This window comes from Pseudomonas idahonensis, assembly GCF_037903935.1.
In the GTDB taxonomy this organism is placed as follows: Bacteria; Pseudomonadota; Gammaproteobacteria; order Pseudomonadales; family Pseudomonadaceae; genus Aquipseudomonas; species Aquipseudomonas danubii.
In genome coordinates, this window is record NZ_CP149586.1 from 876,936 (window position 1) to 895,972 (window position 19,037).

The window sequence follows — 19,037 nt, forward strand, 5'->3', positions numbered from 1 at the left end:
CCGCGGGCAAGCGCAAAAGTATACGGAGGCAACTCTTAACAAATTGTGAACAAGTAGGGGGAAAAGGTGCGGTTCGGTCTTGAGGGCTCAGGCGGACCGGTTCGCGCGGTGTTGGGGAGTTGATCTGCGCAGATGACGGCCGCTGCGCCACCAGAAAACCAGCCCCAGAAAAGCCCCCGAGCAGCCGAACAATGGCGCCAGCGGCAGGTAGCGCGGCAAACCGTCGGGTAGCGGTTCATCCTCGTAGCGGTCGGTATAGAAGCTGGAGGGCACCAGGCTGGCTACCACGGGAATGGTCGGCATCGCCGCCAGTGCACCGCAGAACAGGTAGATCAGCACATTGCGCCAGGCAAACCGTTGGGCCAGCCAGAAGAACAGGGCGCAGGGCAGGGCCGTGATAATGCCGATCAGCACGCCACTGACCACCAGGGTCAGCAGGCCCACGAACAGCGTCTGGGTAATGATGTCTGCGTTCAACGAGCCGGCGCTGGCCAGCATCGCCAGCATGATCAGCAAGGCCAGGATCACGGCCATGGCCGTGACGCCGATGAAGTAGGCGGCGAACCAGTCTTCTGGCTGCACGCTGCGTTGGGGTGGAGTTGTTACGGACATGGAAAAGATCGCTATATGGGTGGCTGCTTTGGCCCTGCTCAAGGGGCGGGTTGCTTGGCGTCGGGCCGGTGGTGAATAAAGGCTCGGCTCAGCGCAAGTGACGCCCGCTGCGCCACCAGAACACTACCCCCAGAAACACCCCGCAGCCGCCGAACATCGATGCCAGCTGTAAATAGTGCAGCGCAGCGCTGACGCCGTGCGGGAGGTTGAAGAGTTCGGGGAGCAGCTGGGTCATCACGGGAATGGCGAACTGCGCCGCCAGGGCTCCACTCACCAGGTAGATCCACAGGCGGCGCCAGGTAAAGCGCTGGGCCAGCCAGAAGAACAGGATGCACGGCAAGGCGGCGATCAGGGTAATCAGCACCAGGCTCACCATCAGCACCGCCACGCTGAACGACAGGGAGTTGAGCAGCGATTGCCACGGCGTCTGGCTGGTGCTCAGCAGGATCAGATTGACCACCAGCATCAGGGCCAAGGCCAGTCCCGCAACGCCGATGAAGTACGTGGCGATCCAGTGATAGGGGCTCAGGGTGCGAACGGAATTGGACGTTTGGGGCATGGTGGGCACGGGCTTCAGGCTGAGGATGACCGGACCCAGGCTATCGGCAAGCAGGCGGTTTGATTGTGGAGTTTGCGTGGTTTTTTCGCGGTCAATGTTCTCTGGTGGATGACGTCGGGGCAGAAAATCCCTTATACAGGCAGCGGCCCGTCGACTGTTCACGGGCCCGGCTTGCGTCACCCACCCAGAAGGAGATGGACATGTTCAAGTTCCTGACTATTACCGAGTTGCCCCGTACCCCTGCGCATCGAGATACAGGCTCCGTTAGCGGAGCGATCAATGCCTGGGAGCTGAAAAATCGGGCTCTCAATACCAAGGGGTTTGTTACATGTCCAAAGAATTACTCGGAGTTTCTGCTGTAGGGCTGATGGTGCTGGGCGAGTTTTGCGCCATCTACAGTGAAGTGGTGGTGGCGCGGCTGGCCCATTCCGGCAACACCTCCGGTGCCGAACTGGCGTTGCCGGTGCTGATCATGTGCCTGGGCGGTATCTGCCTGCTGGCGGCCTACTGGCTGGGTTACGTGGCGGTTGGCGACATCTGGATCATCACCGTGGTCTCGGTGACGTCGCTGCTGCTTCTGGAGCCGCTGGTGATCTGGGCGCTGTTCCAGCAGGCGCCCGGGCGCGGTGCCTTGATCGGCTTCTGCCTCGGTGCGCTGGGGATGTTGTCCGCCGTGTTCCTGTAGCACGGCCTCGCTCAGGCTCGGGTCCTTCAGGCCCGGGCCCGGGCAAAGTAACGACTGGGCGCCTCGCCCAGGACCTTGCGAAACACACTGCTGAAGGCACTCGGGCTGCTGTAGCCCAGGTCGCTGGCAACCCGGGTCACGGCCTCGCCCTGGCCCAGGCGCACCACGGCCGCCAACAGGCAGGCCTGCTGGCGCCATTCGACGAAACTGATGCCGGTGTGCTGGCGAAACAGCCGGGTGAAGGTACGACGGCTCATGCCGGCGCGCTCGGCTATGGCATCGATCCCCAACTCTAGCGATGGCTGTTCCAGCAGCTCGCGACAGACCCTGGCCAGCCGCGGCTCGTCCGGCAGCGGGGCGTTGAGGGTCAAGGCCGGCATGCTGGCGACTTCATGCAGCAGCAGGTTCATCAACTGCCCCGGCACACCGTCCCTGGCGTAGAGCGTGGGGAGGTGCATGGCCCGCAGCAGTAGCTGGCGCAGCAACTCGGATACTTCCCGCACCTCGCATTGCTCCGGTAAGCCCAGGCGCTTTGCTGCCCGGGGGCGCACATAGGTGTTGAGCATGGTCACCGGCCCGCTCATGTGCATGGCATGGGTCACCCCGGCCGGCACCCAAATGGCCCGCTGTGGCGGCACCACCCAGTTGCCCTGTTCGGTGTAGACGCTGATGACCCCGGTAGCGGCGTAGGCGAATTGCCCGCGTCGATGCTGGTGTTCGGCGAAGTACTGGCCGTCCGCATAGTCGATGGCCGTGACCAGCGCGTCTCGGGAGATGTTTTCGTAGGGATCGATATCGATAGGTCGCATGGCCCGAATCTACTGATAGTTGACCTGATACTGCAAGCGGGCCATGGCCTGCTCCGGCGATAGTTCGGCCCCGGCCGGGGATTTGCTCGCGGCCGCCTTTCCTGGACCGCGCGACATGCAGAAAAAACACCTGTTCCTGGCTTTGCTGGTGACGGCCTTGTGGGGCCTGAACTTCCCCATCACCAAGCTTGGGCTGGCGAGTATCGATCCATTGCTGCTCACCGCCCTGCGCTTCACCCTGGCGGCGTTGCCCTGGGTATGGCTGATACCTCGCCCGCCGGTGGCATTCGCCTGGTTGGCGGCCTACGGGCTGATTTTCGGCGTGGCCATGTGGGCCCTGATCAACCTGGGGATCGAGCAGGGCGTGGCTCCGGGCACGGCTTCGCTGTTGATCCAGTTCAGCGCCTTTTTTTCCCTGGGCTGGGGCGTGTTGCTGTTCGGCGAACGCCTGCGCTGGCAGCAGGTTCTGGCCACGGCCATTGCTTTGTGGGGGCTGCTGCGGATCATCGGCGACAGCCCCGGGCACGCCACCAGCCTGGGTTACGCCTTGCTGCTGGTGAGCGCCTTCAGCTGGAGTGTGGGCAACGTCATCATCAAGCGCTGTGGGGTTCGCGAGGTGTTCGCCTTCGTGGTCTGGGCCAGCCTGTTTGCGCCGTTGCCGCTGCTGGCGTTGACCTGGATAAGCCATGGGAGTGCGCCGTTTCTGCAACTGGCCGGGCAGGTGTCCGCCAGCGCGGCCTTGTCCCTGATGTTCCAGGTCTATGCGGCAACGCACTTCTGTTACTGGGGCTGGAACCTGTTGCTGCGGGAGTATCCGGTCTCTCGGGTGGCGCCCTTGTCGTTGCTGATCCCGGTGTTCGGCATGGCCGGGTCGGTGTTGATCCTGGGGCAGCGGGTCGGGGTCGATGAGGCTGTATCCATGGGCCTGATCCTGCTGGCGCTGGCAGTGGGGCAGTTCGACTGGCGCCGGTTTTCGGCCCTGGGGCGCCGGTCCCTGTAGCCGCTGCCGCAGGCTGCGAACGCTCTGGGCGGCACTCCGTCGCAGGAGGCGCGCCATCACAGGTTTATGTGGAAACCGTCAGGCAAGGCCCTGCGGGCCTTTTCGCAGCCTCGCGGGCTCGGCAGCGGCTACAGTCGGTGACAGTCGGTGGCGCAGGCGGGTTTCTTATCCTCGTTCAGTCACCGTTCAGGGGTATCGCGCGCACCATGTCCAGTCTTACGCCGAGCTTATGGCACGGCACTTTCTGGTGGGGCGAAGATGGTTCGAGAAACGCGTTTCGGGATTGAGTCCTGGGGTATCTACCTGGTGGCCCTGCTGCTGTTCACCTTTGGCATCTGGGACGAGCAGCCCCAGGGTTTCGACGGCCGTTGGGCGCTGTTTCTGCAGGAGATGTTCCGTCACGGGCCGAGCCTATTCCCCACCACTTACGGCCAGCCCTATCCGGACTATCCGGCTACCGCGACCTTCTTCAGCTACCTGTTTGCCCAGGCCTTCGGCGCCCCCAATCACTTGGCCAATATCCTGCCCACTGCGCTGGCCTCGGCCGGGGTGCTGGCGTTGCTGTATCGCCTGCTGGCGCCTTCGGGGCGCACCTGGGCGCTGCTCGCGGTACTGCTGACGGCGCTGACCAGCCAGCTGTTGGACAAGTCCCGCTCGGTGTGCCTGGACCAGATGGTTTCACTGCTGTGCCTGGGGGCTTTCTACCTGTTGCACAGCGGCGAACAGCGTGGCTCGCGGCTGCGGCCACTGATGGTGCTGCCGCTGTTTGTCCTGGCCTTCGCCATTCGCGGGCCCTTGGGGCTGGTGGAAGTCTGCGGGGTGGTCTGCACCTATTGGCTGTTGGGTGAGAGCCGTACCCAGGAGGCGCGCCGTATCTTGTTCAAGCGCGTGCTCGGCTACGGCTTCAGCGGCCTGCTGTTGCTGGCAGCCTGTTGGTGGCTGCTGCTGAAGCTGGCTTATCTCAGCGGTGGCGAGGCCTTTGTGCAGCAGGTCTACCACATGCAGGTGGGCGGGCGTCTGGATGAGAGTGGCGAGCCGTTCTACTTCTACTTTCAGTTGGCGTTGTACCGCTACTTCCCTGTGGTGCCCCTGGCCCTGGTGACGCTGTGGATGCTGCGCCACCAAGTGTTCCGGCGCCATGCCGACCCGCAGCTGCGCCTGGTACTGCGTTTTGGCGCCTGCGGCCTGATGATCCTGCTGGGCTTGTCGGTGCCGCATTTCAAACGCGCTTATTACATCTTGCCCATGGTGCCGATGTTCGCTGCGGTGGCCGCCTACGGCCTGCTCATGGCCCGGGGCAGAATGGGCAAGATGCGCAGCGCCTACCTTTGGTTGGTGGGTGCGCTACCGGGGTTGTGCATCCTGGTGCTGTTCGTCCTTAAACACAGCTGGCACAAACACGGTTACTGGCCGCCGGTGTCCATGCCGTTGCTGATCGCGATCTTTGTCCTGTTGCAGCTGCTGGCGCTGTACTGCTGGCGCAAGACCCTGGGCAGTTTCGGGCGGCGCCTGGTACTGCTCAGTGCCCTGGCCCTGGCGGCGCAATGGACGCTGCTGGTGGCGGTGGTGGACCCGGCCAAGGACCTGCAATTCGACACCCAGGTTTTTGTTTCCCAGGTGGAGCAACGGCGCGCAGCCGAACACGGCCCCCTGGTGTTCTTCAATCTGGGCCAGGACACCTGGGCCGTGCGCTACATGATGAACCTGGACCACGACGAACAGCCGCTGTTTGTCAGCGGCGACGCCCCCGGACAACTGGACACATTGCCCCACGGCTCCTGGGTGATCGTGGCGCGCAAGGATCGAGAGAAGCTCCAGGGCACCTCGCTGGAAAACCAGCAGCCGGTGTACGAGGGGCGCTTGAATGACAATCCCTGTTTGGTGTTTCAGTTGCAGTAAGTCCTTGGCAGCGAGTGGTGCGGGTCGTATTTTTGGCCCCTGCGATCCGCGTTGAAACCAGGGAGTGGTCATGGAATGCCAGGTTCGTCCGGCCCTAGAGGCCGATGCCGCGAGGGTCAGCCAAGTGATCCTGGCGGCCTTGCTCACCAGCAATGCCCAGGACTATCCCGCCAGAGTGATCGAGCGGGTCCAGGCCAGCTTCACCACCGATTCCGTGCGCCAACTGATGCAGCGCCGGCAGATGTTCGTCGCCCTGGTGGACGGGGAATTGCTGGGCACCGCCAGCCTCGACGGGCGCGCGGTGCGTTCGGTGTTTGTCGATCCGGCGTACCACGGCCATGGCCTGGGCCGGCAACTGATGGCCGCGGTCGAGCAGGCGGCGCTGGACTCGGGTTTGACCTCGCTGGTGGTGCCCTCATCGATCACCGCCGAAGGCTTTTATGCACGCCTGGGTTTTGTCCGGGTGCGCGAGCATTACGAGGGCGAGGAGCTGACGCTGATCATGGAGCGGGCCCTGAGCCCTTGAGGAAGAACACGCGGGGCGGGCTTCTTCGGTGCTGATGCCGCTGCGAATTGAGCCCGCAGACTGGCGACCGCCGAGTGCGCTGGCGCCAGGTGATGAGCGCCACTGAGGTCTTGCAAATAGACATAACTTGCAACTCTTGCATTGTTGCGAAACCCCATGCGGCTATTTAGTTTTTTCCTCACAACGCCGGGCCCCTCTGACAGCTAATCGCTGCCATGTCGGAGTTGCAGTTTGTACAACTTCGACACTGGGAGGCGCACTCATGACAGCCCTTGAATCCTTCTTTTTTGCTGAGTTTCTCGGCACCGCTACGTGGCTTTGGTTCGCGTTTATCAGCATCGTTGTCGGCCTGCTGGTCTTCGACCTTGGGGTGTTACACCGTGAGCATCGAGAAATCGGCGTTCGTGAAAGTCTGCTGCTGTCTGCGGGCTACATCGCGGCTGGCTTGCTGTTCGGCCTTTGGGTCTGGCAGGTCAAGGGCGGTGACGCGGGGATGGATTTCTACACCGGCTTTCTGATCGAGAAATCGTTGTCGATGGACAACGTGTTCCTGATGGCGATGATCTTCAGCTTTCTGTCCATTCCGCGGCAGTATCAGCATGAGGTGCTGTTCTGGGGAATTCTCGGCGTGATAGTGCTACGCGCCATCATGATTGGCCTCGGTGCGGCGCTGATCGCCGAGTTCAGTTGGATTCTCTATGGGTTCGGCGTCTTCCTGCTGCTGACTGGGGTAAAGATGCTGTTCAGCAAGCTCGATGATCACCCCGACCTCAGCGAAAACCTGCTGGTGAAGTTCCTGCGCAAGCACATGCGGGTGACCGATCGCCTGCATGAAGGGCGCTTCTTCGTCCGCCAGGCCGATGCCAGTGGCCAGTCTGTGGTCTGGGCCACGCCGTTGTTCCTGGCCCTGGTGCTGATCGAGTGCGCCGACCTGGTGTTCGCGGTGGACAGCGTCCCGGCGATCTTTGCCATCACCCAGGACCCGTTCATCGTCTACACCTCGAACATCTTCGCCATCCTCGGTCTGCGGGCGTTGTATTTCGCCCTGGCAGCGATGATTCACCGCTTCGCCTATCTCAAGTACGCCCTGGCGCTGGTGCTGGTGTTTATCGGCGGCAAGATCTTCATGGTCGGCATCATCGGCAAGATTCCAGCGGTCATTTCCTTGAGTGTGACCCTGGCCTTGCTGCTGGGCGGAGTGCTGGTGTCGCTGTGGAAAACCCGCGGGCAGGTGTCTGCTGGTCCGCAGGTTTAGATCCCGATGGACAGTAGCCTTGTTGGGGCATCAGACACCTGGACCGGGCGCGTATTCTCGACTGAATGCGTGTCCGGTTTCATCCGACCGCTACAAAACAGCGCGGTAGGTCGTGCTGCCGCGCTGTGCTTTTACGAGGCCTGCTACCTCTAGGGCCTGTGGCGACTGCCATCGAGCAAGGCATCTACCACCGCTCGCGCCATCTCCACCGAGTGCACCAGGGACCAGATCAGACCGCGCTCGATGCCACTGCCGCGCTCGGTGATTTCATCGGAGACTTCTTCGGCGCTTTTGAGCAGCAGGGAGACGTGGAGCAGGGCTTCTTCGGCGTTGATGCCTTCTCGGATGGCAAACAATGAATTGCTGCTAACGGGGATACCTGTGGTGTGTTTGATGGATTTGGCCAGAGGTGTACCGGTAGGCCGAAGAGCCAGTTTTTGAAGTAACTCTTTATTGGCTTGGTCTAGTTCAGGGCTTCTGCTGTTGCGGGCGGGTGTTTTGGACTGATCGGGAACGAGCTTTTTCATGGCGTAACTCCAAGCGCCTAGTCAACATCGAGCTGCTAAACCCGGCCATCGAATGTTCGGTGACAGGTCGAGGCTAGTCAGCAGGGATTCTCGAAACAAGGGGGCTAGGTACAACTAGGACGTTTCGCACATTAGAAAGAGACTTAACGCTGCGTCAGTAGACCATTACAAGGCGTGTATGAGCTCATACAGGCTCATAGCGGCTCATAGCGGCTCATAGAATTTTTAGCCGAGCTTATAGATCGCCCAGCGTCGCTCACCTTGCTGTATCAGAGCGCCTTTGTCTTTCATGCGTTTAAGCAGCTTTGCCGCCTGATCAGGCGAGAGTCGGCATAGATCCATCACTTCCGCACGCTGGATCTGCCCATGCTGCTGCACATAGTTAAACACCATCTGTTCATGCTGAATGGTTGTGAAGCCTGCCTGGCGGGTATAGGCAGCCTTGTCACCTGCGGCCTGATACAGGCTGGCCGACAGGGTATAGCTGCGGCCTCGGGTGGAGCCATGGGCTTCCACCAAACCGGCTTCGGTCAGGGCTTCCAGGGTGCGTTTGGCACTGGTGGCGTCGCGCTGGATCAGCACAGCCAATTCATCGGTCGTGACGCGCTTGCTTTCGCGCAGGGCGGCCAGGGCGATCAGGCTGTCGATAGGCAGCTCGGCGTGGGTGGCGCGTTCGTGTTCGACCACCAGGCGGCGAAAATCCAGGTCGGCCTCGGCGGTGGGCAGGCGCAGCACCACACTTTGGGCATTGGTGTAGCTGTAATCCGGTGCCGGGCGGCCAAACTTGAGCATGCCGCGAAAGATCTTGTCCACGCCGCGGCCGGAGCGTTCGACCACGCCGATACGCTTCATGGCGTCGGCCAGGGCCGGGTTGCGCGGGCGCGGTTCGGTCACCAGCAGGTTGGCCAGAGTTACGCCGTCGACTAAGCCACCGGGGTTGCTGATCACCAGGGCATCGTCTTCCAGGCGCACATGCACCGCGCCGCGACCGTGGTAGTCGCGGTGGACCAGGGCATTGGCCACGGCTTCGCGAAAGGCGCCGAGGTCGACCTTGGGCACTGGCACGCGGAACAGGCCGACCTGCAGCTCCTCCTCAGGGTTGTAAGGGCGGAAGTTGGTTTCCAGCCAGTCCAGCGCCTTGAGCAACGGGAAGCGGCGGAACTCGTTGAAGCGCACTGCCTGCTGGGCCAGCACTTGGAAGGCGAATTCGTGGGTGGGCACCAGTTGGCGAATAGAGGTTTCTCGGCCAACCAGCAACAGGCCGGTCAGGGTTGGCACCCGCGAACCGTCGGGTTGGCGTACGGTGAGCAGCAGCGCGCCGTCGAGGGCTTCGTCGTCCAGTTCCAGCAGCACGCGGTCGCCGCCGTACTGTTGCACGGCCTGGCGCAGGCGCTCACGCTCCAGTGGATCGAGGTCGGCTAGGGTTGCACCGGCTACTGGCTGGGCGGAGACATCGAGCAGGCCGAAGCTACTTGCGCGGCTGCTGCGCTCATGGGGCAGCATCGCCACGCATTCGGGTGTGCCGTCGTGCTTCAAGCGGCGGCGCAGGTACACGCCACTGGTGGTAGCCACTTCGCCCTGGGACTTGGGTATATGGATGCATGCCACGGTTACCCCGTCCAATTCGACCGCTTCGGCCCGTACGTTCAGTGACGGCGAGGTGCGCGCTGCCACCATACCGGCCAGTCCCTCCAGCAGGCGGTGCTCGGCATGTAGGCCGGTGGGTGTGCCGTCGTCCTCGACGCCTAGCCAAAGCTCGCCGCCCTCGGCGTTGGCCAGGCAGACCAGCGCCTCGATCAACTCCCGGTCGGGGAGCTTGCTGCGGTCGCTCTTGAATTCGACGGTGAGGGATTCTCGGGGTGGCAGGTACGGGGTCATGTCAGGTTCCCATCTGTGCAGTCGCTTACCGTGCGGATTTCAGCAACGGGATTACACGGACGCTGCCGGTTAGCATCTTGCCGCGCAGAATTGAACAGATGGTGTTCCAGTTGCGGCAGCGTGAGGGGCATTGCGCAATCCCTTGTGGGCACCCAAGGAGCGAGTGCCGATTAATTGGCGGTGATTGTATCCCAAGCCAAGCGATGCGCTGCACCCGCTGAGGGCGCGCGGGGTTGCAGTAAGGTTTGCACCATCGAGTCAGACACTCAGAGAAGCTGTTTGCTTAGCCGTTGCTTAGAGACTGGGAAGAGGGAGGGTCTGACGTGTTCGGTCTGATGAGGCAGTCATGGAAGCTCACTCCAGGATCTGTACGGCTATTGAGCTATGCCTAGCAGGCTGTCATTGAGCTGGCATTGCGGAGCCAAACTAGGCCATCCAGGCACAAAAAAAGGCACTTGCGATAAACGCTAAGTGCCTTTTTTGTACTGCTTCATTTGGTGGAGCCGGGGGGATTTGAACCCCCGTCCGCCAGTACTCCGCTGTCGGTACTACATGCTTAGCCGTGTCTATTGAGTTAACCCTCAGCGACCCGACGGGCAGGGTGCTTTGGGCGAGTTGTGTAAGTTTTAGCCGCTTCGTCCACAACGTACTGCACGGCGATTCTGTTCTATATGACAATCATTTTGGGTTTACAGACATCCCCTGATGATTGCTGGACCCGAAGGTACCAGGGGGGAAGGGCTAAGGCTGCTTACGCAGCGAGAGCGTAATCCCCGTAGGTTTCGTCATTGGCAACTATAGGAAGTTGCAACAGTGGATTTACGAGTTCTGTTACCAACTCGGCATGCACCTAAAGTTTCGCAACCGGCGTCGAATCCTAAACGGCCCCGAACCTGTTGTGCATTACCAACAGGTGGGCGGATTCTACGCTAAGCGAGCGCAGAAGGCCAACCCGAAGGTTGGCCAATGCATTGAGCTACTGATCGCCCTTGGTGTTGTTCTGCAAGCGCTGGAGCGCCTGGGTGGTCAGGGAGATGCAGTTCTTGGTGCCTTGCTCGGTGCCTTTGGCGTGCTCGGCGGTGGCTTGCTGCACCGTGGCGTCGATGTCGCTGCTCAGGTCCGAGCTCATGGCTTCGGTGCTGACCTTGGCGTCTCTGATTTTTTGCAGGTTGATCTGGCACAGGTCCTCTTGCCCGGCGGCAAACACCGGGGAGGCCAGCATCGCGGCGGTAATGAACAGTCCAGCCAGTGCGGAACGCTTCATGGTGATCTCCTTGATCGCAGGGGCTCGGTGCTGCCGGTCAACAGGACGGGCGGCCGAGTGGGGCTAAGCCCTTTTTGTGCGGGCCTGGAAAATGGACCCTGGCCGCGTGCCGGGGTTCGGTTTTTTTTGCGATGAACGCAGCCGCCGTTATCGCGTTCAAGCAGGCACAAAAAAGGGGCGAAAACGCCCCTTGTTGTTCCGCCCCTGAAGTCAGACCGTCTTGGCCCGGGTGACTCGGTCCACCAGGTAGACCAGCCCGTGATAGTCGATCCCGCCGTGCTGGCTGAGGCCGATTTCACAGGTGCGGCTGGTGGAGATGCCTTCGCTGCAATACTGCACCGCGTCCTTGAGGCTGCGCAGGGAGTGGGCATTGAGCTCGGGGGTGGTGAAGCCCTTGTCGCCGGCGAAACCACAGCAGTGGATGCCTTCGGGGATCACCACGTTGTTGCTGCAACGCCGGGCCAGTTCGATCAGCGCCTGGCTCTCGCCCAGGTGCTGGGTGCTGCAGGTGACGTGCACGGCGATTGGCGCTTCCTGGGGGGTGAACTCCAGGCGCTCCAGCAGGTGGGTGCGGATGAAGCGCACCGGGTCGTAGAGGTCCAGGCGCACATCCCCCAGGTCCTGCACCAGACGCAGGGTGCAGGGGCTGGTGTCGCAGTAGATCGGGTCAAGGCCGCCACGGCTGGCGTGAAGCAGGGCGCCGATCAGTTCCTGGCGCTTGTCTTCGGCCTGGGTTGCGTAGCCCTTGGAGGCGAAGGGCTGGCCGCAGCAGAGGTTGTCCAGGTTGTCCGGCAGCACCACTTGATAGCCGGCCTTTTCCAGCAGGCCGCGGGTTTTTTCGTAGAGCGACGATTGTTCCTTGTCGCCTGCTGCTGGGCCCATCACTCGGGACACGCAGGCCGCCAGGTACACCACTCGCGGGCGCGCGTCGCTGACGCTCGGGCTGAAGCGAATGGCCTTTTCCGGTTGCGGCATCGCGCTGTTCCACTGCGGCACCCGGCCTTTGGACAGGCGCGTCAGGCTCGCCGACAGCTTGCTCAGGCGCGGCGCTCCCAGGAGCATGCGCGCACCGTTCGCCACGTGCAGGGTGAAGCGCGCGCCCTGCAAGGTGCTGGCGAAATGCGAGCCGAGCCAGTCGGCGGTGCCGGTGTGAGTGGCGTGCTCGCTGCGCAGTTTCTTCACCAGCTCGCCGGTGTTGATGCCCACCGGGCAGCGCTGGGCGCACAGGCCGGTGGCGGCGCAGGTGTCGATGCCCTGGTACTGATAGGCCGCCTCTAGCTCGGAGGTGTCGATGCCGGCGCGTTTGCGTGCCTGGATGTCGCGCCAGATGACGATGCGCTGGCGCGGGCTCAGGGTCAGGCCCTTGGATGGGCACACCGGTTCGCAGAAACCGCACTCGATGCACTTATCCACAATCTCGTCGGCCGCCGGCAGCGGTTTGAGATGCTTCAGGTGGATCTGCGGATCTTCGCTGAGCACCACGTCCGGGTTGAGGATGCCGTTGGGGTCCAGCAGGCGCTTGAGTTGCCACATCAGCTGGTAGGCATCGCTGCCCCATTCCAGCTCGACGAAGGGCGCCATGTTGCGTCCGGTGCCGTGCTCGGCCTTCAGCGAACCGCCGAATTCCACCGCCACCAGTTGCGCCACGTCGTCCATGAACGCCTGGTAGCGGTTCACTTCCTCGCTGCTGTTGAAGCCCTGGGTGAAGACGAAGTGCAGGTTGCCCTCCAGGGCATGGCCGAACAGGATCGCTTCGTCGTAGTGGTGCTTGTCGAACAGCTCGATCAGGCGGTTGACGCCGATGGCCAGCTGTTCCACAGGGAAGGTTACGTCTTCGATGATCACCGTGGTGCCGGTCTTGCGCACTGCGCCCACCGCCGGGAAGGTGTCCTTGCGGATCGCCCAGAGCTTGGCGTTTTCCTGTGGGTCTTCGGTGAAGTCCACCTGTTTTTCCACCGGGAAGGCGGCCAGGGAATTCATGATCTGCGCCAGTTGCTCGTGCAGCAGCGACGAGGACGCGGCGCGGGACTCGATCAGCAGCGCGCAGGCGTTGGCCGAGAGTTGCTGGACGAAAGCCGGCATGCCGGGCTTGTCCTGCACCGAGCGCAGGCTGCGGCGGTCCAGCAGTTCCACCGCCGACACCGGCTGGCTCTTGAGCAAGGTCACCGCGTTGCAGCAGGTTTCTACATCGGGAAAGACGATCAGCGCCGAGGCCTTGTTCGGGTGGTCGATTACCGTGTCGTAGGTCACCGCGCTGATAAAGCCCAGGGTGCCCTCGGAGCCCACCAGCAGGTGGCTGAGGATGTCCAGCGGTTCGTCGAAATCCACCAGGGCATTGAGGGACAAGCCGGTGGTGTTTTTCAGCCGGTATTTGTGGCGGATCTTCGCTGCCAGCTCGCTGTTGGCGCGGGTGCTGCGGCCCAGTTCGGCCAGGCGCTCCAGCAACGGACCATGGCTGGCGCGGAAGGCGGCGATGCTGGCCTCATCCTCGGTGTCCAGGCGCGTGCCATCGGCCAGTACCAGGCGAATGCCGGCCAGGGTGTGATAGGTGTTCTGCGCGGTGCCGCAGCACATGCCGCTGGCGTTGTTGGCGACGATGCCGCCGATCTTGCAGGCGTTGATCGAGGCGGGGTCGGGGCCGATCTTGCGCCCGAACGGCGCCAGCCAGGCATTGGCCTGGGCGCCGATCACCCCGGGCTGCAGACGAATCTGCGTACCCTGATGGCGAATCTCCTTGCCGTTCCAGTTATCCCCCAGAACGATCAGCACCGAGTCGCTGATGGCCTGCCCGGACAGGCTGGTGCCGGCGGCGCGGAAGGTCACCGGCACCCGGTCGCGCTGGGCCAGCTGGAGCAGGGCGACCACTTCATCTTCGGATTCGACGCGGATCACCAGCTTGGGGATCAGCCGGTAGAAGCTGGCATCGGTGCCGAAGGCCAGGGTCGAGAGCGGGTCGTCGAAACGCCGCTCCTGGGGAATCAGTTGCTGGGCATCACGTAGAAAAGCGGCCGGTAGGCTCATTGGTCCTCCAGGATCAGCACCACCAGGTCTTTCGGGCCGTGGGCGCCGTAAGCCAGGACTTGTTCGATATCAGCGGTCTTCGACGGGCCGGACACCAGCAGCGCGTTGGTCGGCATGCCGGCGGCCCAGTTCATCTGTTGCTGCACCTGATAGAAGTTGTCGCGGATTTCGCTGGCCTTGAGCAGGGCGAAATGCACCGGCGGCACCAGGCTCATCAGCCGCGGTTCTTCCCGGGTTGGCCAGAGGATCAGGCTACCGGTGGCGGCGATGGCACCCAGGGTGGTGGTGAGGCTGGCCGGGGTGTCGTTGAACAGCTCGACTTTCCACTCTTCCACCGGGCGGTCGTAGGCCTTGAGTGTCGGCAGTTGCGGGTGCTCGGCCCAGTACTGGGTGACCCGCTGGCCATGGGGCGTGCTCGGGGCGATCAGCAGGCTGGGCAGCTGGCGCTCCTGCAGCAGCCGGGCCAGCAGTTCAGGCCAGTCGGCGCCGGTGCTCAGGTGGATTTCGGTGTGCACCGCTTCCATCTGTTTGCGCAGTTGCGGAATGCGTTGTTCCGCCGTGTAGCTGTAAGGCTGGGTGACCAGCGCCTCGTCGAAGTTATCCACAATCGGCGTGGTGCCGGCGAGGCTGTTGCGCAGCTTGGCGAGGATATTGTGTTTCGCGCTCATCAGCGGTCTCCCTGCTTGTCCAGGTACTCACGGGCCAGGTCATGCAGCGACCGGGCGGCGGGTTTTGGCGCGCTGTGGTTCTGCGTCCAGGGGCCGACCTTGCTCGGGGTGAGGGCGCGCAGGCGGGTGGCGGCCAGGGTGAACAGGCGATACAGGGTCGGCGAGCTGTTGAGGCGGGCCCAGGCGTTCCAGATGAAACGCTCCTTGCGCGAGTACTTGCTGCCCTGACCGCGCATCACTTGATGGGGGCTGTCCGGGGCCTTGACGTTCTCTTCCCGCAGGCGCCGCAGCAGCGCCGGGATCGGGATCTTTACCGGGCAGACTTCGCCACAGGCGCCGCACAGCGACGAGGCGCTGGGGTGATCGGGAACCTTGGCCAGGCCGACCATGTGCGGGGTGATGATCTTGCCGATCGGCCCCGGGTAGACCTCGCCGTAGGTGTGGCCGCCGACCCGGGTGTAGACCGGGCAGTGGTTCATGCAGGCGCCGCAGCGGATGCAGTTCAGGGTCTGGCGCAGTTCGCTGTCGGCAAAGGCCTGGCTGCGGCCGTTGTCCAGCAGCACCAGGTGCACTTCCTGGGGGCCGTCCAGCTCATGCTCTTTGCGCGGGCCGGAGATCATGTTGACGTAGGTGGTGATGGGCTGGCCGAGGGCCGAGCGGGTCAGCAGTGAAAGCAGCGGCACCACATCGCGCAGGTTCTCGACGACTTTCTCGATCCCGGTGACGGCAATGTGCACTGGCGGCACGGTGGTGGACATGCGCCCGTTGCCTTCGTTTTCCACCAGCAGCAGGGTGCCGGTCTCGGCCACGGCGAAGTTGACGCCTGAGACGCCGATATCGGCTTCGAAGAATTTCTGCCGCAAGACCTTGCGACCGATCTGAATGAGTTGGTCAACGTCCTTGGTGTACTCCACGCCGAGTTTGTCGTGGAACAAGGACGCGACCTGACCGGCATTCTTGTGGATCGCCGGCATAATGATGTGTGAAGGCTTCTCGTGGTCGAGCTGGACGATGAACTCGCCCATGTCCGACTCAAGGCATTCAATGCCTTGTTCAGCGAGGACATGGTTCATTTCCATCTCTTCGCTGACCATCGATTTGCCCTTGATCACTTGCCGCGCCTCGTGAGCGCGGATGATCGAGAGGACGATGCCATTGGCTTCGTCCACCGTTTCCGCCCAGTGCACTGTCACACCGTTGCGGGTCAGGTTCTGTTCCAGGCGCTCGAGCAGGTCGGGCAGCTTGGATAACGCCCGGGCGCGAATCGCGTTGCCCAGGGCGCGTAGGTGTTCTCTTTCGTGGGCATCGCTGAACGAGGCCGCACGCTTGGCCATGAGTGAGTCCATGGCGCTGCGAAAGTTGTTTCGCAGTTGTTTGTCCCCCAGGGCTTCGTGGGCCCGGGTTCGGAAATCGTCCGCCACGTTGGTGGTCGGAATCAGCTCGGGGGTGCTCATTGTGCACCTCCGGTACGTTGCCAGAGGAAGCTCGCCAGGTGCTGGCCGCGCAATGCCTCTTGCTGTTTCTCCAGCGCGCCGTTGATGTTCATCAAGCAGCCGCAATCGGCACTCAGTACCTGATGCGCGCCGGATTCCTTCAGCGCCCGGGTCTTGTCCGCAACCATGGCGCCGGAGATGTCCGGCATTCGGACGCTGAAAGTCCCGCCAAAGCCACAGCATTCGCTTTCGTGGCTGTGTTCTACCCGTTCCACGTTGCTCAGCTGTGACAGCAACTCACGGCCGTGCAGGTGGGTGTTCATTTCCCGACGTGCCGAGCAGGAGGTGTGCAGCGCCACCTTGACTGGGACGCCGCTGTCCTTGAACTGCACCTTGCACACGTGCAGGAGAAACTCGGCCAGCTCGTAGGTGCGGGCGGCCAGGGCCTGCACCTGTTTCAGGGTTTCGGGCTCGTCCTTGAACAAGTCCGCGTAATGCTCGCGCAGCATGCCCGCGCAGGAACCCGACGGCACCACCACCGGATAGTCGCCGGCAAACAGCGCCAGTTGCGAGCGGGCCACGGTGCGCGCCTGCTCGGTGTAACCCGAGGTGTAGGCCGGTTGTCCGCAGCAGCTTTGCCCTTGCGGGTACTCCACGCGAATGCCTTCGCGCTCCAGCAGGTGAATCGCGTCCATCCCGGCTTCGGGATAGAACAGATCGACCACGCAGGTGCCGAACAGGTAAACCCGCGACGGCTTCGCGCTGGGGTACTGCCGGGGTTCGGCCAGCGGTGGCGCGACACGGGTCGCATTGGGCACGGCGTTGTAGAAAAGCTCGCTCATCAGGCGTGTCTCCGGGTGGTCCCGGTTATTCGTCCGTCGCGGCGGCTGAAAGATAAACCAGCAAGCTTTCAGCAGCCTTGCAGACCGGGTGGTGAATGCGGACGCCGCGGGTAAGGGCGGCGTCGGTTCTTTCGGTGTTGCTTAGTGCACCAGCATGCCGGTGAACCAGTAGGCCTGGGCCAGGGTGATCAGGCCGACAATAGTGGCAAAGAACAGACTGTGCTTGAGGGTGAAGCGGAACAGATCCGACTCCTTGCCCACTAGGCCGGTGGCGGCGCAGGCCACGGCGATCGATTGCGGCGAGATCATCTTGCCGGTCACGCCGCCGCTGGTGTTGGCCGCGACCATGAGGGTGTCGTTGACCCCGATCTGGTGCGCGGTGGTGGCCTGCAGCGAGCTGAACAGGGCGTTGGACGAGGTATCGGAACCGGTGAGGAACACCCCGAGCCAGCCCAGGAACGGCGAGAAGAACGGGAACGCCGCGCCGGTGCCCGCCAGGACCAGGGCCATGGTCGAAGACATGCCCGAGTAGTTGGTGACGAAGGCGAACGCCAGCACCATGCCGATGGACAGGATCGGCCAGCGCAGCTCGTAGAAGGTCTCTTTTAAAGTGGTCAGACCAGTTTTAACGTTGATCTTCAGCACCAGCATGGAGACCAGCGCGGAAAAGAAAATCGCCGTGCCGGTGGCGGAGATAGGGTCGAGCTTGAACACCGCCGGGATGGCGGTCGGGGTGGCCACGATTGGCGTCATCTTGATCACCAACTGATCCAGATGCGGGATGGCGAAGTTGAACACCCAGCCGTACATCGAGCCGCCGGCGGCGAACATCGCCTTGAAGGGCTTGAGGGTCCAGATGGTCACCAGCACGGTGAGGATCAGGAACGGCGACCAGGCCTTGAAGATCTGCCCCAGGCTGTAGGGCGAAGCGACGGTGTTGCGTGGCTGACCGAAGCCGCCGACGCTGGCGATGACGGCCGCGCTGGAGGTGGCACCGGCGATCTGCGCACCGGCGGTGCGCTTGGGCTGCCAGATTTTCAGGAACAGGGTCAGGGAGATCAGGCTGGCCAGGGCCGAAGTGATGTCCGGCAGTTCCGGGCCGATGAAGTTCGAGGTGAAGTACTGAGTGATGGCAAAGCTCAGACCGGCCACCAGCGCGGCGGGCCAAGTCTCTTTGACGCCGCGCATACCGTCCATCATGAACACCAGCCAGAACGGCACGAATAGCGATAGCAGCGGCAGTTGGCGGCCGGTCATGGCGCCGATCTTGAAGGCGTCGATGCCCGTCACCTGGCCGGCAACGATGATCGGAATCCCCAGGGCGCCGAAGGCCACGGGCGCGGTGTTGGCGATCAGGCACAGGCCGGCGGCGTACAGCGGGTTGAAGCCCAGGCCCACCAGCAGGGCGGCGGTGATCGCCACCGGTGCGCCGAAGCCGGCCGCACCTTCGAGGAAGGCGCCGAAGCAGAAGCCGATCAGTAGCACCTGCAGGCGCTGGTCGTCGGTGATCGACAGTACCGAGCTGCGGATGATTTCAAACTGGCCGCTTTTCACCGTCAGTTTGTAGAGGAACACGGCGGCGACGATGATCCAGGCGATGGGCCACAGACCGTAGGCAAATCCATAGCCAGCGGCAGCGAAGGCCATGTCGGCGGGCATCTTGAAGGCGAAGATCGCCACCAGGATCGACAAGGCCAGAGTGATACTCCCGGCGACGTGTCCTTTGAGACGGAACACGGCCAGAGCCAGGAAGAAGAACACGATCGGGATAACGGCGGCGAGGGCGGACAGGCCGAGGCTGCCAAGCGGGCTATAGAGCTGTTGCCAGGTTTGCATAATGGGGTGGCCCCTAATTGTTGTTGGTCAGGCACTGCTAGCGTATTGGTTAATTGGTAAGACCAATTTACAATCGCTGTTGGCTAGGGTAAAAGCGTTGTGCGCGGTGTGTCAATTTGCCGCCCTAAAACTTTTGTCGAATGCGCTATGGCGCGGGCATCTGATCGGTGCAAAAGGCTTCCTTCTGCTAGGTGTTGGCGCGCCGTGAATAGGCCAGAATAGA

At 62.6% G+C, this 19,037-nt stretch carries 16 protein-coding genes and 1 other RNA gene; 5 read left to right on the forward strand and 12 right to left on the reverse strand.

Going from position 1 to position 19,037, the window contains the following annotated elements:
* Positions 1-87: 87 nt before the first annotated feature.
* Together WIN67_RS03930 and WIN67_RS03935 are read right to left on the reverse strand one after the other, a co-directional pair.
* Positions 88-612: a hypothetical protein gene (locus tag WIN67_RS03930; RefSeq protein ID WP_213664709.1), complete on the reverse strand. Its 525-nt coding sequence runs from the start codon at positions 610-612 to the stop codon at positions 88-90.
* Positions 613-700: 88 nt separating this feature from the next.
* Positions 701-1,171 carry a hypothetical protein gene (locus WIN67_RS03935; RefSeq protein WP_222933437.1) on the reverse strand — a complete coding sequence of 157 codons (471 nt, stop codon included), beginning with the start codon at positions 1,169-1,171 and terminating at the stop codon, positions 701-703.
* A gap of 367 nt (positions 1,172-1,538) precedes the next feature.
* Between WIN67_RS03935 and WIN67_RS03940 the strand changes: the two genes are divergently transcribed.
* Entirely contained in the window at positions 1,539-1,856 is a 318-nt protein-coding gene (locus WIN67_RS03940; RefSeq protein ID WP_011059155.1) for a hypothetical protein, read from the forward strand.
* A gap of 26 nt (positions 1,857-1,882) precedes the next feature.
* Here WIN67_RS03940 and WIN67_RS03945 read toward each other — a convergent pair whose 3' ends face one another.
* Positions 1,883-2,665, reverse strand: a complete 783-nt coding sequence (locus tag WIN67_RS03945; protein WP_339070663.1) for a helix-turn-helix transcriptional regulator — start codon at positions 2,663-2,665, stop codon at positions 1,883-1,885.
* Between the two features lie 115 nt (positions 2,666-2,780).
* Between WIN67_RS03945 and WIN67_RS03950 the strand changes: the two genes are divergently transcribed.
* From WIN67_RS03950 to WIN67_RS03965, 4 genes are all read left to right on the forward strand, one after another.
* On the forward strand, positions 2,781-3,665 hold the full coding sequence (locus tag WIN67_RS03950; protein WP_213664711.1) for an EamA family transporter: 885 nt from the start codon (positions 2,781-2,783) through the stop codon (positions 3,663-3,665).
* Between the two features lie 258 nt (positions 3,666-3,923).
* Positions 3,924-5,564, forward strand: coding sequence for a hypothetical protein (locus WIN67_RS03955; RefSeq protein WP_339070664.1), 1,641 nt, complete (start codon positions 3,924-3,926; stop codon positions 5,562-5,564).
* 70 nt (positions 5,565-5,634) lie between these two features.
* Positions 5,635-6,090, forward strand: coding sequence for a GNAT family N-acetyltransferase (locus tag WIN67_RS03960; RefSeq protein WP_339070665.1), 456 nt, complete (start codon positions 5,635-5,637; stop codon positions 6,088-6,090).
* A gap of 262 nt (positions 6,091-6,352) precedes the next feature.
* Positions 6,353-7,345, forward strand: coding sequence for a TerC family protein (locus tag WIN67_RS03965; RefSeq protein WP_339070666.1), 993 nt, complete (start codon positions 6,353-6,355; stop codon positions 7,343-7,345).
* Positions 7,346-7,494: 149 nt separating this feature from the next.
* Here WIN67_RS03965 and WIN67_RS03970 read toward each other — a convergent pair whose 3' ends face one another.
* The 9 genes from WIN67_RS03970 to WIN67_RS04010 form a co-directional block, all read right to left on the reverse strand.
* Positions 7,495-7,872 (reverse strand): DUF6124 family protein, encoded by a 378-nt coding sequence (locus tag WIN67_RS03970; RefSeq protein ID WP_306394798.1) that lies wholly within the window; start codon positions 7,870-7,872, stop codon positions 7,495-7,497.
* 225 nt (positions 7,873-8,097) lie between these two features.
* Positions 8,098-9,750: an ATP-binding protein gene (locus WIN67_RS03975; RefSeq protein WP_339070667.1), complete on the reverse strand. Its 1,653-nt coding sequence runs from the start codon at positions 9,748-9,750 to the stop codon at positions 8,098-8,100.
* A 495-nt stretch (positions 9,751-10,245) separates the two neighbouring features.
* Positions 10,246-10,639, reverse strand: a transfer-messenger RNA (tmRNA) gene (ssrA, locus tag WIN67_RS03980).
* 87 nt (positions 10,640-10,726) lie between these two features.
* Positions 10,727-11,014, reverse strand: a complete 288-nt coding sequence (locus tag WIN67_RS03985; RefSeq protein WP_016967212.1) for a hypothetical protein — start codon at positions 11,012-11,014, stop codon at positions 10,727-10,729.
* A 210-nt stretch (positions 11,015-11,224) separates the two neighbouring features.
* The gene (locus WIN67_RS03990) at positions 11,225-14,035 is read right to left on the reverse strand and encodes an FAD-binding and (Fe-S)-binding domain-containing protein (RefSeq protein WP_339070668.1); all 2,811 of its coding nucleotides are present in this window, start codon (positions 14,033-14,035) and stop codon (positions 11,225-11,227) included.
* A complete protein-coding gene (locus WIN67_RS03995) occupies positions 14,032-14,703 on the reverse strand; it encodes a lactate utilization protein (RefSeq protein WP_339070669.1) in 672 nt (223 codons plus the stop codon). Before WIN67_RS03995 ends, WIN67_RS03990 begins: the two co-directional genes overlap by 4 nt.
* A complete protein-coding gene (locus WIN67_RS04000; RefSeq protein ID WP_110653082.1) occupies positions 14,703-16,157 on the reverse strand; it encodes a LutB/LldF family L-lactate oxidation iron-sulfur protein in 1,455 nt (484 codons plus the stop codon). The genes WIN67_RS03995 and WIN67_RS04000 overlap by 1 nt, the downstream gene beginning before the upstream one ends.
* A complete protein-coding gene (locus WIN67_RS04005) occupies positions 16,154-16,978 on the reverse strand; it encodes a (Fe-S)-binding protein (RefSeq protein ID WP_110653081.1) in 825 nt (274 codons plus the stop codon). The genes WIN67_RS04000 and WIN67_RS04005 overlap by 4 nt, the downstream gene beginning before the upstream one ends.
* 141 nt (positions 16,979-17,119) lie before the next feature.
* Positions 17,120-18,814, reverse strand: coding sequence for a lactate permease LctP family transporter (locus tag WIN67_RS04010; protein WP_273907979.1), 1,695 nt, complete (start codon positions 18,812-18,814; stop codon positions 17,120-17,122).
* Positions 18,815-19,037: the final 223 nt, after the last annotated feature.

Bases quoted from the DNA above. Each gene is read 5' to 3' on its own strand.
- WIN67_RS03930 (WP_213664709.1), bottom strand. From the start codon at position 612: ATGTCCGTAACAACTCCACCCCAACGCAGCGTGCAGCCAGAAGACTGG.
- WIN67_RS03935 (WP_222933437.1), bottom strand. From the start codon at position 1,171: ATGCCCCAAACGTCCAATTCCGTTCGCACCCTGAGCCCCTATCACTGG.
- WIN67_RS03940 (WP_011059155.1), top strand. From the start codon at position 1,539: ATGGTGCTGGGCGAGTTTTGCGCCATCTACAGTGAAGTGGTGGTGGCG.
- WIN67_RS03945 (WP_339070663.1), bottom strand. From the start codon at position 2,665: ATGCGACCTATCGATATCGATCCCTACGAAAACATCTCCCGAGACGCG.
- WIN67_RS03950 (WP_213664711.1), top strand. From the start codon at position 2,781: ATGCAGAAAAAACACCTGTTCCTGGCTTTGCTGGTGACGGCCTTGTGG.
- WIN67_RS03955 (WP_339070664.1), top strand. From the start codon at position 3,924: ATGGTTCGAGAAACGCGTTTCGGGATTGAGTCCTGGGGTATCTACCTG.
- WIN67_RS03960 (WP_339070665.1), top strand. From the start codon at position 5,635: ATGGAATGCCAGGTTCGTCCGGCCCTAGAGGCCGATGCCGCGAGGGTC.
- WIN67_RS03965 (WP_339070666.1), top strand. From the start codon at position 6,353: ATGACAGCCCTTGAATCCTTCTTTTTTGCTGAGTTTCTCGGCACCGCT.
- WIN67_RS03970 (WP_306394798.1), bottom strand. From the start codon at position 7,872: ATGAAAAAGCTCGTTCCCGATCAGTCCAAAACACCCGCCCGCAACAGC.
- WIN67_RS03975 (WP_339070667.1), bottom strand. From the start codon at position 9,750: ATGACCCCGTACCTGCCACCCCGAGAATCCCTCACCGTCGAATTCAAG.
- WIN67_RS03985 (WP_016967212.1), bottom strand. From the start codon at position 11,014: ATGAAGCGTTCCGCACTGGCTGGACTGTTCATTACCGCCGCGATGCTG.
- WIN67_RS03990 (WP_339070668.1), bottom strand. From the start codon at position 14,035: ATGAGCCTACCGGCCGCTTTTCTACGTGATGCCCAGCAACTGATTCCC.
- WIN67_RS03995 (WP_339070669.1), bottom strand. From the start codon at position 14,703: ATGAGCGCGAAACACAATATCCTCGCCAAGCTGCGCAACAGCCTCGCC.
- WIN67_RS04000 (WP_110653082.1), bottom strand. From the start codon at position 16,157: ATGAGCACCCCCGAGCTGATTCCGACCACCAACGTGGCGGACGATTTC.
- WIN67_RS04005 (WP_110653081.1), bottom strand. From the start codon at position 16,978: ATGAGCGAGCTTTTCTACAACGCCGTGCCCAATGCGACCCGTGTCGCG.
- WIN67_RS04010 (WP_273907979.1), bottom strand. From the start codon at position 18,814: ATGCAAACCTGGCAACAGCTCTATAGCCCGCTTGGCAGCCTCGGCCTG.